This window comes from Bradyrhizobium sp. (assembly GCF_004799445.1).
Lineage (GTDB): Bacteria > Pseudomonadota > Alphaproteobacteria > Rhizobiales > Xanthobacteraceae > Bradyrhizobium.
Genome location: NZ_SSNA01000059.1, coordinates 116118 through 132045, shown reverse-complemented (window position 1 = coordinate 132045; position 15928 = coordinate 116118). Strand labels below are relative to the sequence as shown.

Genomic DNA, 15928 nt, shown 5'->3' with positions numbered 1-15928 from the left:
TACTCACTTCGCAGTGAGCCATCGATCACGATCACGCGGCGAGCTTGCGCAGCACGTAATGCAAGATGCCGCCGTTTCGATAATAATCGAGCTCGTCGAGCGTATCGATCCTGCACAGCAGCGAGATGCGCTGCAACGAGCCGTTGCCCGAGACGATTTCCGCAGTAAGCTTCTGCCGCGGTTTCAGGTCGCCCTGCAACCCCCGTATAGTTACGGTCTCATCGCCCTTCAGCCCGATCGACTGCCAGGACGCCCCGTCCTCGAAGGTCAGCGGCAGCACGCCCATGCCGACGAGATTGGAGCGGTGGATGCGCTCGAAGCTCTGGCAAATCACGGCGCGCACGCCGAGCAGCCGGGTTCCCTTCGCGGCCCAGTCCCGCGAGGAACCGTTGCCGTATTCGGCGCCGGCGAACACCACCAGCGGCACTTTCTCGGCCTGATATTTCATCGCGGCGTCGTAGATCGACATCTGCTCGCCGTCGGGCCAGTGCTTGGTCAGGCCGCCTTCGGGGATGTTGCCGTCGGCGCCCTTCAGCATGAAGTTCTTGATCCGGATATTGGCGAAGGTGCCGCGCATCATGATCTCATGATTGCCGCGCCGCGTGCCATACTGGTTGAAGTCGGCCGGACGCACCTGATGTTCCGAGAGATATTTTCCGGCAGGCGACGTCAGCTTGATCGCGCCGGCCGGCGAGATGTGATCGGTGGTGATCTTGTCGCCGAACATCGCCAGAATCCGCGCATCGACGACATCGACGATCGGTTCCGGCTCTTTCTTCATGCCTTCGAAATAGGGCGGGTTCTGCACATAGGTCGAGCTCATGTTCCAGCGATAGGTCTCGCTCTCGACGGTCTTGATCTTGCGCCAGTTGGTGTCACCCTTGAACACGTCCGCGTAGCGCTTCTTGAAGATCGTCGCGGTCACGTATTTCTTCATGAAAGCGTTGATCTCTTTGGTCGTCGGCCAGATATCCTTCAGATATACCGGCTTGCCGTCCTTGCCGGTGGCGATCGGTTCGACCGCAAGATCCTTGGTGACCGTTCCGGCCAGCGCGTAAGCGACGACCAGAGGCGGCGATGCGAGATAGTTGGCCTGCACGTCCGGGCTGACGCGGCCTTCGAAATTCCTGTTACCGGAAAGCACGGCGGCGGCGATGATGCCGTTGTCGTTGATCGACTTCGAAATCTCTTCCGGCAGCGGGCCGGAATTGCCGATGCAGGTGGTGCAGCCGAAGCCGACCAGATTGAAGCCGACCTTGTCGAGGTCGAGCTGCAGTCCGGAGTTGGAAAGATATTCCGCAACCACCTGGCTGCCCGGCGCCAGCGAGGTCTTGACCCAGGGCTTTGCGGTCAGGCCTTTGGCGGCGGCGTTGCGGGCCAGCAAGCCCGCGCCGATCAGCACGCTCGGATTGGAGGTATTGGTGCAGGAGGTGATCGCCGCGATCACCACGTCGCCATGGCCGAGATCGAAATTGCGATTTTCCACCGCGTAGCGCTTCGATGCATCGGCGGCCTTCTTGTATTCGCTGACCATCGCGGCGGCGAAACCTTCGGCCACCGCGGGCAACGCGACGCGGCCTTCGGGACGCTTCGGTCCGGCCATCGACGGCACCACCTCGGCAAGATCGAGCGTCAGCGTTGTCGTGAAGACCGGGTCCGCCGACTTCGCGGTGCGGAACAGGCCCTGCGCCTTGGCATAGGCCGATACCAGCGCGACGCGGTCAGCCTTGCGGCCCGAGGTCTTGAGATAATCGATGGTCGCGGCGTCGACCGGGAAGAAGCCGCAGGTCGCGCCATATTCCGGCGCCATGTTGCCGATGGTCGCCTTGTCCGCGACCGAGAGGTGATCGAGGCCGGGACCGAAAAATTCCACGAATTTTCCGACCACGCCCTGCTTGCGCAACATCTGCGTCACCGTCAGCACCAGGTCGGTCGCGGTAACGCCTTCCTTGAGCTGACCCTTGAGCTTGAAGCCGACCACTTCCGGCAGCAGCATCGACAATGGCTGGCCCAACATGCAGGCTTCCGCCTCGATGCCGCCGACGCCCCAGCCGAGCACGGCAAGGCCGTTGACCATGGTGGTGTGCGAATCGGTGCCGACAAGCGAATCCGGATAAGCGACCTCGAAGGTGCCGGTCTTCTTGCCGACCGTCATCTTCTCCTTCCTGGTCCAGACCGTCTGGGCGAGATATTCGAGATTGACCTGGTGGCAGATGCCGGTGCCGGGCGGCACCACGGAGAAGTTCGAAAATGCCTTCTGGCCCCACTTCAGGAATTCGTAGCGTTCCTGATTCTGCTTGTATTCCTCGACCACATTCTTGCCGAACGCCTTGTTGTCCCCGAAGAAGTTCACGATCACCGAGTGGTCGATGACGAGATCGACCGGCACCAGCGGGTTGATCTTCTCGGCGTCGCCGCCGAGCGCCTGCATCGCGTTGCGCATCGCTGCCAGATCGACCACCGCGGGCACGCCGGTGAAATCCTGCATCAGCACCCGCGCCGGGCGGAACGCGATTTCATGTTCCAGCGCGCGCTTCTTCAGCCACTTCGAGAAAGCGACGATGTCGTCTTTCTTGACGGTGCGGCCGTCTTCATTGCGCAGCAGGTTTTCCAGCAGCACCTTCATCGAATAGGGGAGTTTGGAGATTCCCTTCAGACCGTTCTTCTCGGCGGCGGGCAGGCTGTAATAGACGTAGGTCTTGCTGCCAACCTTGAGGGGTTTTTGGCATTTGAAGCTGTCGAGCGAGGTCATGTGAGGCAATCCCAATTGTCAGTTATACCCGGAAAGGGTATCATAACACCAGCGAAGAGGCTTGGCCGGTAAGCTTGCAGCTGCGGATTATGTGCTGCATCAAGTTCCGGCTTATAGAATCTTTCAAGAAGCACCGCCACACCGACAATCGTGCTGCAGCATTGCACGACCCACAAATTCCGATTCGGTACCCATCGTTTCCAGAGGGCTGTGAAAGGACAACATGCGGCTCACGGGAAGCGGCGTCAGATGCGTGAGGGGCGGGCGGGAAGTTTTCTCCGGTCTTTATTTCGAGGCCGCTTCGGGTGAGGCGCTGGCGATCACCGGCCCCAACGGCGCAGGCAAAACCTCGCTGCTGCGGTTGATCGGCGGCCTGCTGACAATCGCCGGGGGATCGATCAGCCTGGAAGGCGGCGAGAGCGAACTGACGCTGCCTGAGCAAATCCATTATCTTGGCCACCGCGACGCCATCAAACCGGCGTTGAGCGTGTCGGAAAATCTGTGGTTCTGGCGGGATTTTCTGGGCGGTGAGGCGTTCGATCCGGCAGAAATCCTGGTCGTGGTGGGGCTCGATCATGCCGCGGGATTGCCGGCCGCGTTTCTATCGGCCGGACAGCGGCGGCGGCTCTCGATTGCCCGATTGCTTGCCGTGCGGCGGCCGGTCTGGCTGCTCGACGAGCCGACCAACGCTCTCGACGCGGCCGGGCAGACCCTGTTCGCAAAGCTGATGGGCGAACATCTGTTGCGCGGCGGCCTGATCATCGCCGCGACCCACACGCCCCTGGGAATTACCGCGCGCGAGCTGCGAATCGGGGGCGCATCGTGACCGCGCTCGCCGCGCTGATTCGCCGGGACATCAAAATCGCGCTTCGCGTCGGCGGCGGCGCGCTGATCGGCGTGCTGTTCTTTCTCACCGTCGTGGTGTTGATGCCATTCGCGGTCGGGCCCGATCTTGCACTTCTGACACGGCTCGGACCGGCGATCCTCTGGCTCGGCGCGCTGCTGGCAAGCCTGCTCACCCTCGATCGCCTGTTCATGGCCGACCACGAGGATGGTTCGCTCGATCTGATCGTGATGAGCCGGACGCCGCTGGAACTGACATGCGCGGCGAAAGCGCTGGCGCACTGGCTGGCCGCGGGATTGCCGCTTGTCATCGCAACCCCGGTGCTGGGGTTGCTGCTAAATCTCGACGCCACGGCGACATCGGCGGTCGCGCTGACGCTGCTGGCCGGCACCCCGGCGCTGACATTCACCGGCATGATCGGCGCGGCGCTCGCCGTGACGCTGCACCGCGGCGGACTGCTGCTCGCGGTCCTGGTGCTGCCGCTGTCGATTCCGGTGCTGATCTTTGGCGTGGCGGCCTCGGAGGCCGCGATCACGGGGCCCTTGTCATTCGGAGCGCCGTTTTCGATCCTGTGCGCGCTGTCGCTGGTCAGCTTTGTGGTCGGGCCGTTCGCCGCCGCCGCGAGCCTGCGGCACGGATTGGACTGACCGGGCATGATCCCAAGCAGCGAATTTCCGGCTTTCGGATAAAATCATGCCCGACTTGATGCCGATCAACTCTGCCTGAAAACCTTTATGCTGATTGCCTCGGGCAGTCGCGACCATTAACAGGATGCCATGACGCTGATCGATCTCGCCAACCCGACCCGGTTCCTGTCGCTGACCGCGCGCCTGTTGCCATGGCTTGCGGCTGCGACCGCGATCCTGCTCGCGATCGGGCTTTACCAATCGGCCATGGCGCCCGACGACTATCAGCAGGGCGCCACCGTGAAGATCATGTTCATCCACGTGCCGAATGCCTGGCTGTCGATGTTCGTGTGGGGCGTGATGAGTCTGGCTGCGCTGGGCACGCTGGTGTGGCGGCATCCGCTGGCGGACGTCGCCGCCAAGGCCGCCGCCCCGATCGGAGCGGCGTTTACGTTTCTCGCGCTGGTGACCGGCTCGCTGTGGGGGCGGCCGATGTGGGGCACCTATTGGGAGTGGGACGCGCGGCTGACCTCGGTGCTGATTCTGTTTCTGATGTATCTCGGCCTGATCGCGCTGTGGAGGGCGGTGGAGGATCCGTCGCGTGCCGCGCGCGCCGCCGCGATCCTGACGCTGGTCGGCGCCATCAATCTGCCCATCATCAAATTCTCGGTGGACTGGTGGAACACGCTGCATCAGCCAGCATCGGTGATGCGGATGGGTGGGCCGGCGCTCGACCGCGCCTTCTTGATCCCGCTGCTGGTGATGGCGGTGGCGTTTTCGCTGCTGTTCCTGACGCTGCATCTGGCGGCGATGCGCAACGAGATCCTGCGCCGCCGGGTGCGTACCTTGCAGATGATGCAAGCCAGCCGGCGTTCGGCGTGAACGCGATGTCGCTCGGCCCCTACGCGCCCTTCATCGTGACGTCCTATTTGCTGGCCACAATGGTCGTGCTGATGCTGATTGCCTGGATCACGGTCGATTACCGCCGCCAGCAGCAACATCTGCGCGAGCTCGAAGCCGGGGGCGTGGTCAGGCGCTCCGGGCGCAGCGCAACGGATATGAGATGAGCGAACCTTCGACAACGGGCGCAAGCCAACGAACCCTGCGCTGGCCGATGGCGCTGCCACTGGTTGCGTTCGCGGCGCTGGCCGCGATCTTCTGGTTCCGGCTCGGCAACAGCGACCCGTCGCGGATTCCATCCGCGCTGATCGGCCATCCGGCGCCGCAGACCGCGCTGCCGCCGCTGCCGGGTCTCGCCGATGCCGGCGCGCCGGTACCTGGGCTCGATCCCGCGGTGTTCAAGGGCAAGGTCAGCATCGTCAACGTCTGGGCGTCGTGGTGCGTGCCGTGCCACGACGAAGCGCCGCTGTTGACCCAGCTTGGCCGCGACAAGCGGCTGCAGATCGTCGGCATCAACTACAAGGATGCCCCCGACAACGCCCGGCGCTTTCTTGGCCGTTACGGCAATCCCTATGGCATTGTCGGCGTCGACGCCAACGGCCGCGCGGCGATCGAGTGGGGGGTCTACGGCGTGCCGGAAACCTTCATCGTCGGGCGCGAAGGCACCATCGTCTACAAGATGGTCGGCCCGGTGACGCCGGAGAATATCAACAGCGTGCTCAGGGTCGAGATCGACAAGGCGCTGAAAGCGGGATCCTGAGCCGAATCTTGATCGTCATTCCGGGCGCGATGTCCGGAATGACTTTCTCAAATTCCCTTCGTCACATCCCCCTCCGCCGCCTCGCTGGCCTGCAGCGACACCGGCTCCAGATGATAGCGCTTGATCAGCGGCATCTGCGCGACCGCAAAAGCCATCGTCAGCGGAATCACACCGAACGCCTTGAACGCCACCCAGAAATCGGTGGTCTGGGTGCGCCAGACGACTTCGTTCAGGATCGCCATCGCGACGAAAAACAGGGCCCAGCGGAGGGTGAGGACGCGCCAGCCCTGCGGCGTGAGATTGAACATCTGATCGAACATGACCGCGATGAAGGAGCGGCCGAACAGCAGCCCGCCGCCGAGAACGACGGCGAACAGACCGTAGATGATGGTGGGCTTGACCTTGATGAAGGTTTCATCGTGCAAGACCAGCGTCAGCGTGCCGAACACGATGACTATGACGCCGGTGACCAGCGCCATCAGCGGCACGTGCCGCGTCACAACATAAGACGCGATCATCGCCGCCACGATCGCCACCATGAAGGCGCCGGTGGCCACGAACAGATGGAATTTGGCGTTCGCCACGAAGAACACCAAGAGCGGACCGAGTTCGGTCGCGAGCTTGAACAGCGGATGTGGCTGGGTCTTGTCCATGCGTCACCTGTTGCTACCGTCATCATCCGCGAAAGCGGATGACCCAGTATTCCGCGCCGTTTCGATTCCCACCGACGGCGCGGCGTACTGGATGCCCCGCCTGCGCGGGGCATGACAAGAAAAATCTAAGACTCAATCCCCGCGATCGCCTGCGCAAAATCCCGTGCGGTGAACGGCGCGAGATCGTCGATGCCCTCGCCGACGCCGATGAAATGCACCGGCAGTTGGTGTTTTTCCGCCAGCGCCACCAGGATGCCTCCGCGCGCGGTGCCGTCGAGTTTTGTCATCACAAGGCCGGTGACATCAGCACTACGGTGAAACGCCTCGACCTGCGACAGCGCATTTTGCCCCACCGTGGCGTCAAGCACCAGCAGCACCGCATGCGGCGCCGAGCCATCGACCTTCTTGATGACCCGAACGACCTTTTCCAGTTCGTTCATCAGTTCCGCCTTGTTCTGCAGGCGGCCGGCGGTATCGACCAGCAGCACGTCGAGCTTTCCATCGCGCGCCGCCGTCAGCGCATTGAAGGCAAGGCTCGCGGAATCCGAACCCTGTGCGCCTGCGATGACCGGCGATCCGGTGCGTTCGCCCCAGATCTTCAACTGCTCGATCGCCGCGGCGCGAAAGGTGTCGCCGGCGGCCAGCATCACCTTGCGGCCTTCGGCGGAAAGTTTGGACGCGAGCTTGCCGATGGTGGTGGTCTTGCCGGAACCGTTGACGCCAACCACGAGAATGACGAACGGCCTTTTTGTCTCATCGATGACAAGCGGCTTCGCCACGGCAACAAGGACCTTTTCGACTTCGGTCGCGACCACCGATTTCACGTCGTCTGCCGAGATCGACTTGTCGTAGCGGCCAACACCCACGGCCGCGGCAATGCGCGCCGCGACCTCGGTTCCGAGGTCGGCACGCAGCAGCACGTCCTCGATATCTTCGAGCATCGCGCGGTCGAGCTTGCGCTTGGTGACGAGGTCGGCCACCGCCGCCCCGAGCGAGCTCGACGTTCGTTTGAGGCCGCCGGACAGCCGCCGCCACCAGCTCAGTTTTGTCGTTTCGGGAGTGGTATCGTTCATGTTGGGGACGTGTTAGCGGTTTCGGGCCATGAGCGAAAGTCTTGACCGATCGATCCAGCTTCCCGAGCTGACCGCGGATGAAATCCAGGCCCGCGTGCTCCATCGCGACGGGCTGATGCTGGTGATCGACAAGCCTGCAGGCCTGCCGGTACATCGCGGACCAAAAGGCGGGGCCAACCTCGAAACCTCGTTCGACGCGCTGCGATTTGGCCTGCCGCGTCCTCCGGTTCTCGCCCATCGGCTCGACCGCGATACGTCAGGCTGCCTCGTGCTGGGACGCCATCGCAAGGCGACGGCGTCGCTCGGCCTGTTGTTCAAGCATGGTAAAATTGCAAAGACCTATTGGGCGGTGGTCGAAGGCGGCCCGGTCGAGAACGAAGGCACCATCGACATGCCGCTCGGCCGCCTCAACGCCGAGCGCGGCTGGTGGCAAAAACCGGATCCGGAAGGCCAGTCGGCCATCACCAACTGGAAAGTGCTGGGGCGCGGAAACGGCCTTAGCTGGCTCGCGCTCGAACCGGTCACCGGCCGCACCCATCAATTGCGCGTGCATTCGGCCGCGATGGGCTGGCCGATCGTCGGCGACAATATTTACGGCAACGGCCCGCGTTTCGGCGAGCCGCGGCTGCATCTGCATTCCCGCGAGATCGTGATCCCGATCTCGAAAAACAAAGATCCGGTGCGCGTGACGGCCCCGGCGCCCGCGCATTTGCGGGAACGGCTCATGGCATGCGGGTGGAACGGGGAGTGAAACTCGTCATTGCGAGCGCAAGCGAAGCAATCCACAAGCCGGTCACAGAGCAAAAAGCTGGATTGCTTCGTCGCAAGCGCTCCTCGCAATGACGGTCGAAAATGCGGGCGCCCTTGCAACTCACACCGTCAGCCGCGCGCCATCATTTCCCGCGATCGTGAGCGTCCGCACCGCGCCTTGCGTATCCCGGCTGATCGCTACCGGCAAAAAATGTTCGGTGCGGCCCTGCGTGGCGCTTTCGATCAGAACCTGGCGCGTCGCGCCGATTTCCGATTCGAGCCGCCGCTGCATGGCGGCCTCCCCAGCCGCGCGCAAGCGTTTCGCGCGTTCGCGAATCTCCGGGCCCATAACTTGTGGCATTCGCGCAGCCGGCGTGCCCGGGCGCGGCGAATAGGGAAACACATGCAGGAATGTCAGGCCGCACGCCTCGACCAAATCCTGCGAGCGGGCGAACATCTCCTCGGTCTCGGTCGGGAAGCCCGCGATGATATCGGCGCCGAGCGCGATGTCCGGCCGCAGCCGCCGCACCTGGGCGCAGAAATCGATCGCTTCCCTGCGGGAATGCCGCCGTTTCATCCGTTTCAGGATCAGGTCATCGCCCGACTGCAGCGAAAGGTGCAGATGCGGCATCAGACGTTCATCCGCCGCGATCACATCGAGCAGATCGCGATCGACCTCGATCGAATCGACCGATGAAATCCGCAACCGCTTCAATTCCGGCACATGCCGCAGGATCTGCTTGGTCAGTTGGCCGAGTTTCGGGGTACCCGGCAGATCCGCGCCGTAGCTGGTCAAATCAACGCCGGTCAGCACGATCTCGGCGTGGCCGCGCTCGACCAGCGCGCGGACCTGCTCGACGACAGCGCCCATCGGCACCGAGCGCGAATTGCCACGGCCATAGGGAATGATGCAGAAGGTGCAGCGGTGATCGCAGCCGTTCTGCACCTGCACGAACACCCGCGGCAGGCCCTTTTGAAATCCCTCCAGAAGGTGCGGCGCCATCTCGCCGACCGCCATGATGTCGGCGACCGCGATCTTTTCGCCTGCCGCGACGCCGAACGTCGCGAGCGAATCGAGTGCCGCACGCGTCTGGCGCCAGCTTTCACCCTGCATCTTGTCGGCATTGCCGACGACCCGATCGACCTCGGCCATCTCGGCGAACATTTCCGGCTGGGTCTGCGCCGCGCAGCCGGTCACCACGATCCGGGACGAAGGCCGCTCGCGCTTCAGCCGGCGGATCGACTGCCGCGCCTGTGCGACAGCCTCGCCGGTGACTGCGCAACTGTTGATGACGATGGTCTCGGTGAGCCCGGCGCGCTCGGCTTCGACGCGAACCACTTCGGATTCAAAGGCGTTGAGGCGGCAGCCGAAGGTGACGATTTCGACGCTCATGGTCTTAAGCGACCGACGCAAACAGCGCCGGATCGAAGCGGCCTTCATATTCGAACGTCGCCGTGCCCGTCATCAGCACGTGGTCGTCGCCCTGCCGCCACTCGATCGAAAGTTCGCCGCCGGGCAGCATGATCTGGACGTTGCGATTGGCGCGCTTCAATCGTGCCGCGGCCACCGCCGTGGCGCAGGCCGCCGAGCCACAGGCTTTCGTCAGTCCCGCACCACGCTCCCAGGTACGGATCGTGATGTGGTCGCGATCGACGATGTGGGCCAGCGTGATGTTGGCGCGCTCCGGAAAGATCGGATGATTTTCCAGGAGCGGCCCGAAGCGGGCGAGATCGTAGGCATCGACGTCGTCGACCCAGAAGATCGCATGCGGATTACCCATGCTGACCACGGATGGCGTGTGCAGCACCGGCGCATCGATCGGGCCGATCTGCAGCTCGATGGACCTGGTGTCGCGAAACTCCTCGGCCAGCGGAATATCCTTCCAGCCGAATTTCGGCGGGCCCATGTCGACGGTGTAGAGATCGCCGGACGGTCCCTGCCAGCAGTTCAGGAGGCCGGCCTTGGTCTCGAAGGTGGCCTTGGTCTGGCCGCTGGCCTCGAACAGCCGGCGCGCCACGCAGCGCATGCCGTTGCCGCAGGCCGCCGCTTCCGAGCCGTCGCTGTTGTAGATGCGGATGAAGGCCTCGGTGCCCGCAAGGCGCGGCGGCTGCAGCACCATCAGCTGGTCATAATGCACGCCCTTGGGCGAGGCCACCGCGCGGGCGTCCTCCGACGTGACGAGGGCGGCCTGGTCGCGCAGATCGACCACCACGATTTCGTTGCCGATACCGTTCATCTTGGCAAAGCTGTGGTTGGCGAGCGCGCTCATGGAATTTCCCGACTAGCAACCATTGCCAGAGCCGCTGTTCGCTTTGACGTTTCCGGCGCGGGCTCGCGGCAATGGTGCAGGAACGTCAAATCGGCGGCACTGGTGCCTGCCTTATATGGCGAACGGCGGCGGATTGACCAGTGTGGTGAATCTGTGTCGGGGACCTTTACCGGGCAGGGAGGCCCATGAAATATCTGGCACGGGACGAGAGACGAGCCGGCGTGTTAGAATTAAGGTGCCTTCGCCGCCCGTGAATCGGGACGTGCGAGCCACGGCGCGACCGCTGATCACGGCCATGGAGAATACCGAATATGAATTTCCCCCGCTTTTTCCGCCAGGCCATGGTCGCATTGGTCCCGGTAGCCGCGATTTCGTTGGGCCTCGGCGCTGCGCTGGCGCAATCGCCGGCGCCGGTTCCTCCCGCTGCCGGCACGCCGGCAACCCCCGCAACACCCGCCCCGGCTCCGTCAGCCAGCCCAACGGCTGCTCCGCCGGCAGCCGCGGCAACACCAGCGCCGACGCCGCCATCACCCGCGCCGGTCCAGACGGCCGATCCGTTCGGCGAGGAAATCACGCTGGCGCCGAAAACGGTGGTCGTGATGAAGGGCAATGCCAACTGGGATTCGGCGTTCGACACCCTGATAGCTTCGTTCAATGCGCTGTCAACGTTGCTGGACAAGCAGGGCATCAAGCCAACGGGCAATGCGATGATCGTCTATACGTCCACCGACGATACCGGTTTCACGTTTCTGGCCGAGATCCCGGTCGATCAGGATCCGAAGAATCTGACCAAGGCCATGAGCATGGGCAAGTCGCCCGATGGCAAGGCGTTGAAGTTTGTCCACCGCGGATCCTACGAAAACATGGACAACACCTATGAGGCCATCACCAATCACCTCGACGACAAGAAACTTGAAGCCAAGGATACCTTCATCGAGGAATACATCACCGATCCGCTGAAGACGGCGGAAGACAAGCTGGTGATCAATGTCTACGTTCCGCTGAAGTGAGACCATGAAGCATCGCATTTCCCTCCCGATCATTCTCGCGCTCGCCGCGGGCACGCTGCTCGCTGTGCCGGCGCGGGCGCAGACGGAGCCTCCGGCGATGATTTCCGTCACCGGCGAAGCCCAGGTCTCGGTGCCGCCCGATCTGGCGCAGATCGACGGCGGCGTCACCTCGGAGGCCAAGACCGCGCGCGAAGCCTCGGACGCCAATAACGCGGCGATGGGCAAGGTCCTGCTGGCGCTGAAGGGTGCCGGCATCGAGGAAAAGGACTACCAGACCTCCCGGCTATCGCTGCAGCCGCAAAATTCGTCGAGCAGGCCCGGCGGACCATCCACCATCGTCGGCTATCGCGCCAGCAACCGGGTGACGATCCGGCTGCGCGACATCACCAAGGTGGCGAACGTGATCGACACGCTGGTGGGCGCCGGCGCGAACGATATCGGCGGCATCAACTTCACGGTGTCGCAGGCGTCGAAACTTCTCGACGAGGCCCGCGAAAAGGCGATCGCCGATGCCCGCCGCAAGGCCGAAATCTACGCCAGGGCTGCCGGCGTCACGCTGGGCGCGCCGCTCAGCATCACCGAGGGCGGCGCCCCCGGCCCGATCCTTTATCGCAGGGTCGCCGCGCCCATGGCCGCATCCGGCGCAGCGGTGGCGCAGGGTGAGGAGACGCTGCAGGTGACGGTGAGCGTATCCTGGGCGATCAAGAAGGAGCAGTGACGACCGTCATTGCGAGGAGCGAAGCGACGAAGCAATCCAGCCTTGCTTTGTGACTCTGGATTGCTTCGCTGCGCTCGCAATGACGCTCTAAATCTCCACCACCTGCCCCGGTTTGAGCGTGGCAAAACGCTCGCGGGGAATGTTTGCCTCAGCGAGTGCCGCATGCAGCGCGATGATCGGTGCGTCGATCGCCTCATCGGTCAGCTGAAACGTGCCGTGATGATGCGCCAGCGCCTGCTCGGCGCCGCAATCGCCAAGCGCCTTGACGGCATCGGACGGGTTCATGTGCTGATCGCGCATGAACCAGCGCGGCTCGTAGGCGCCGATCGGCAGGATCGCGAGCCGCAGCGGACCATGCGCCCCCCGGACGCGGCGGAAATGGTTGCCCTCGCCATAGCCGGAATCACAGACGATGTAGATTTTGCCCGCCGGCGTCTCCAGCACAAAGCTCGCCCATAACGACCGGTTGCGGTCGAACAATCCGCGCGCCGACCAGTGCCGGGTCGGCACCAGCGTCACCGCGATGCCGCCGCCGAGATCGACACGCTGATGCCAATCGAACGCCTCCGCCTTGATCGCGTTATCGGCGCTGTGCATCGTAATGTCGTTGCCGAGCGGCGTGATCACGCGCGGGGCGAATTTCGCCGCGAGTTTTGACAGCGTTGAGATATCGAGATGATCGTAATGGCCGTGTGAGACCAGCGCGACGTCGATCGGCGGCAGCGCGTCGAAGGCAATGCCGGGGTCGTTGCAGCGCTTTGGCCCGGCCCGACGGAATGGCGAAGCCCGCGCCGACCACACCGGGTCGATCAGGATGTTGAGCCCTGCGGTCTGGATCAACCAGCTGACGTGGCCGACAAACGACAACCGTACCTTGTCGCCCTCGACACGCTCCGGGGGCGTGTCGGCGTGCGGGCTCGGCGCCCATGCGGGCCAGGTCTGTCGTTGCCGATCACGGCCAAACTGCCAGCGCAATACCTCACGGAGCGATTTCGGTGGCACGCCGTCAGGATCGAAGAAGCGCTCCCCGTCGAAATGATCGGAAGGGGGTCCAACATAGCTCTTTCCGGTGGAACTCATGGCCCGGATTGGCAATAAAAACGTTCGTTTCTGCAAGGGGGTAGCCAATCCCCGGGGTTCACGAAAACGCCATTTGACCGCGACTTTCCTTGACTTTTGAGGCCCGCAAGGGTTTAACGCCCGCAATCCTCGAAAAGACGTTCTTTTCGACCCGCCGCCCGGCCCCTGAGGCCGGAGGTCAACGCCCGACAGCGCGATGCGCCCTCGGGCGCAAAATTGTTTGGAATATCCGTCGTGGCGCTTTTTTGCCCAGGATACCAAGTCGTCATCACCCGCGAATGCGGGTGATCCAGTATCCCAGAGCAGCTCGCTAGAACCGAGAAGCTGCGGCGTACTGGATACCCCGCTTGCGCGGGGTATGACGGCGGCGAAACGAGTGATGCTGTGCCCGTATTGGGCATGACAAAGGATAAACGGACGTGTTCGACAATCTGTCGGAAAAGCTTGGTGGCATTCTTGATCGGCTGACGCGGCGCGGGGCGCTGACGGAAGCCGACGTCGATGCCGCGATGCGCGAGGTGCGCCGCGCGCTGCTCGAGGCCGACGTCTCGCTCGACGTGGTCCGAAGCTTCACCGAAAAGGTCCGCGAGCAGGCGATCGGCGCCACCGTGGTCAAGTCGGTCACCCCCGGCCAGATGGTGGTGAAGATCGTCCATGACGAGCTGATCGCCACCTTGGGCTCGGACGGCCAGAGCATCGACCTCAACGCGGTGCCGCCGGTCGCCATCATGATGGTCGGCCTGCAGGGCTCCGGCAAAACCACCACGACCGCGAAACTGGCGCGCCGCCTGACCCAGCGCGACAAGCGCAAGGTGCTGATGGCTTCGCTCGACATCTATCGCCCGGCGGCGATGGAGCAGCTCGCGGTGCTCGGGCGCGACCTCGAGATCCAGACCTTGCCGATCGTCGCCGGCCAGAAACCGGCGCAAATTGCCAAGCGCGCGCTGGAAGCCGCCAAGCTCGGCGGCTACGACGTGGTGCTGCTCGACACCGCCGGCCGCACCACGCTCGACGAAGAGATGATGAGCGAAGCGGCCGAGATCAAAGCGGTGGCCAATCCGCACGAAGTGCTGCTGGTCGCGGATTCGCTGACCGGCCAGGACGCGGTCAATCTGGCGCGTGCGTTCGACGAGCGCGTCGGGCTGACCGGCATCGTGCTGACGCGGGTCGACGGCGATGGCCGCGGCGGCGCTGCGCTGTCGATGCGCGCGGTCACGGGAAAGCCGATCAAGCTGATCGGCACCGGCGAAAAGACCGACGCACTGGAGGATTTCCACCCCAGCCGCATCGCCGGCCGCATTCTCGGCATGGGCGACGTGGTGTCGCTGGTGGAGAAGGCCGCCGCCAATATCGATGCGGAAAAGGCCGCGCGCACCGCCGAGCGGATGCGCAAGGGCCAGTTCGACCTTTCCGACATGCGTGAGCAATTGCTGCAGATGGCGAATATGGGCGGCATCTCCGGCTTGATGGGCATGATGCCCGGCATCGCGAAGATGAAGAATCAGATCGCCAATGCGGGGATCGACGACAAGATCATCAAGCGTCAGGTCGCGCTGATCGATTCGATGACGCGCGGTGAGCGCAAGAATCCCGACATCCTCAAGGCCAGCCGCAAGAAGCGGATCGCCGCCGGCGCCGGCGGCAAGGTCGAGGATCTAAACAAGCTGCTCAAGATGCACCGCAACATGGCCGACATGATGAAGGCGATGGGCTCCGGCAAGCGCGGCCCGATGGCCGGCATCGCGCAGGCGATGGGCTTCGGCGGCGGCATGCCGTCACCCGAGCAGATGAAGGCGCTGGCGGAAAAAATGCCCGGAGGTGCGGGGCCCGGCGGCATGCCCGCGCTGCCGAGAGATCTTCCGGCCGGCCTGCGCTCGGGCCTGCCGAACCTGCCGGGACTGACCGGCTTGAGCGGCAAGCCGAACCTGCCCGGCCTCGGCGGCTTTCCCGGACTGGGGAAGAAGAAATGACCTCTTTCGTCATTGCGAGCGAAGCGAAGCAATCCATATCGCCGCGGCGCAGGAGGTTGGATTGCTTCGTCGCGGAGCCTGTCATCGGGCGCGCATTCGCGCGACCCGTTGGCTCCTCGCAATGACGGGCAAATTTATCCGAATTCCACTCACGCTATTTTCGAACTCAAAGGAGAACTAAATGTCAGTCGTTATCCGCCTCGCTCGCGCAGGCACCAAGAAGCGCCCGGTCTATCACGTCGTCGTCGCTGATTCGCGCTTTCCGCGCGACGGACGCTTCATCGAGCGTCTGGGCCATTTCAATCCGCTGCTGCCCAAGGACAACACCGAACGGCTGAAGCTCGACATGGACAAGGTCAAGGCCTGGCTCGCCAAGGGCGCGCAGCCGTCGGACCGCGTGACGCGCTTCCTCGACGCCGCCGGCGTGGTGAAACGCGCCGCGCGCAACAATCCGGAAAAGGCCGTGCCGCGCAAGGAGCGCAAGGCGCAAGCCGAAGCCGCCGCCAAGACGGCGTAAAGCGT

The 15928-nt window shown here is 63.7% G+C and carries 16 protein-coding genes; 10 read left to right on the top strand and 6 right to left on the bottom strand.

Annotated features, from left to right (window positions below; genetic code table 11):
* Positions 1–31: 31 nt before the first annotated feature.
* Entirely contained in the window at positions 32–2752 is a 2721-nt protein-coding gene (gene acnA, locus E8A46_RS08005) for an aconitate hydratase AcnA (RefSeq protein WP_291559249.1), read from the bottom strand.
* A 223-nt stretch (positions 2753–2975) separates the two neighbouring features.
* Here acnA and ccmA point away from each other — a divergent pair, with 223 nt between their 5' ends.
* From ccmA to E8A46_RS07980, 5 genes are all read left to right on the top strand, one after another.
* Positions 2976–3578, top strand: a complete 603-nt coding sequence (gene ccmA, locus E8A46_RS08000) for a heme ABC exporter ATP-binding protein CcmA (RefSeq protein WP_291559248.1) — start codon at positions 2976–2978, stop codon at positions 3576–3578.
* Entirely contained in the window at positions 3575–4243 is a 669-nt protein-coding gene (gene ccmB, locus E8A46_RS07995; RefSeq protein ID WP_291559247.1) for a heme exporter protein CcmB, read from the top strand. The genes ccmA and ccmB overlap by 4 nt, the downstream gene beginning before the upstream one ends.
* Positions 4244–4372: 129 nt before the next feature.
* Entirely contained in the window at positions 4373–5104 is a 732-nt protein-coding gene (locus tag E8A46_RS07990) for a heme ABC transporter permease (RefSeq protein ID WP_291559246.1), read from the top strand.
* Positions 5105–5109: 5 nt separating this feature from the next.
* Positions 5110–5289, top strand: coding sequence for a heme exporter protein CcmD (ccmD, locus tag E8A46_RS07985; RefSeq protein WP_291559309.1), 180 nt, complete (start codon positions 5110–5112; stop codon positions 5287–5289).
* Positions 5286–5882, top strand: coding sequence for a DsbE family thiol:disulfide interchange protein (locus E8A46_RS07980; protein ID WP_291559245.1), 597 nt, complete (start codon positions 5286–5288; stop codon positions 5880–5882). The genes ccmD and E8A46_RS07980 overlap by 4 nt, the downstream gene beginning before the upstream one ends.
* 47 nt (positions 5883–5929) lie before the next feature.
* Here E8A46_RS07980 and E8A46_RS07975 read toward each other — a convergent pair whose 3' ends face one another.
* Together E8A46_RS07975 and ftsY are read right to left on the bottom strand one after the other, a co-directional pair.
* A complete protein-coding gene (locus E8A46_RS07975) occupies positions 5930–6535 on the bottom strand; it encodes a septation protein A (protein ID WP_291559244.1) in 606 nt (201 codons plus the stop codon).
* Between the two features lie 125 nt (positions 6536–6660).
* The gene (gene ftsY, locus E8A46_RS07970; protein ID WP_291559243.1) at positions 6661–7608 is read right to left on the bottom strand and encodes a signal recognition particle-docking protein FtsY; all 948 of its coding nucleotides are present in this window, start codon (positions 7606–7608) and stop codon (positions 6661–6663) included.
* A gap of 28 nt (positions 7609–7636) precedes the next feature.
* On the opposite strand from ftsY, the gene E8A46_RS07965 reads away from it, so the two are divergent.
* Positions 7637–8359 (top strand): RNA pseudouridine synthase, encoded by a 723-nt coding sequence (locus E8A46_RS07965; RefSeq protein WP_291559242.1) that lies wholly within the window; start codon positions 7637–7639, stop codon positions 8357–8359.
* 120 nt (positions 8360–8479) lie between these two features.
* On the opposite strand, the gene mtaB is transcribed toward E8A46_RS07965, so the two are convergent.
* Both mtaB and dapF read right to left on the bottom strand, forming a co-directional pair.
* The gene (gene mtaB / locus E8A46_RS07960; protein ID WP_291559241.1) at positions 8480–9751 is read right to left on the bottom strand and encodes a tRNA (N(6)-L-threonylcarbamoyladenosine(37)-C(2))-methylthiotransferase MtaB; all 1272 of its coding nucleotides are present in this window, start codon (positions 9749–9751) and stop codon (positions 8480–8482) included.
* A gap of 4 nt (positions 9752–9755) precedes the next feature.
* Positions 9756–10628: a diaminopimelate epimerase gene (gene dapF / locus E8A46_RS07955; protein ID WP_291559240.1), complete on the bottom strand. Its 873-nt coding sequence runs from the start codon at positions 10626–10628 to the stop codon at positions 9756–9758.
* Positions 10629–10939: 311 nt separating this feature from the next.
* Here dapF and E8A46_RS07950 point away from each other — a divergent pair, with 311 nt between their 5' ends.
* Positions 10940–11638, top strand: coding sequence for a GyrI-like domain-containing protein (locus E8A46_RS07950; RefSeq protein WP_291559239.1), 699 nt, complete (start codon positions 10940–10942; stop codon positions 11636–11638).
* Positions 11639–11642: 4 nt separating this feature from the next.
* Entirely contained in the window at positions 11643–12356 is a 714-nt protein-coding gene (locus E8A46_RS07945) for an SIMPL domain-containing protein (protein WP_291559238.1), read from the top strand.
* An 87-nt stretch (positions 12357–12443) separates the two neighbouring features.
* On the opposite strand, the gene E8A46_RS07940 is transcribed toward E8A46_RS07945, so the two are convergent.
* Positions 12444–13436, bottom strand: coding sequence for an MBL fold metallo-hydrolase (locus E8A46_RS07940; protein WP_291559237.1), 993 nt, complete (start codon positions 13434–13436; stop codon positions 12444–12446).
* 419 nt (positions 13437–13855) lie between these two features.
* Between E8A46_RS07940 and ffh the strand changes: the two genes are divergently transcribed.
* The gene (ffh, locus tag E8A46_RS07935) at positions 13856–15406 is read left to right on the top strand and encodes a signal recognition particle protein (protein ID WP_291559236.1); all 1551 of its coding nucleotides are present in this window, start codon (positions 13856–13858) and stop codon (positions 15404–15406) included.
* Positions 15407–15587: 181 nt separating this feature from the next.
* Positions 15588–15923, top strand: a complete 336-nt coding sequence (rpsP, locus tag E8A46_RS07930; protein WP_291559235.1) for a 30S ribosomal protein S16 — start codon at positions 15588–15590, stop codon at positions 15921–15923.
* Positions 15924–15928 lie beyond the last annotated feature (5 nt).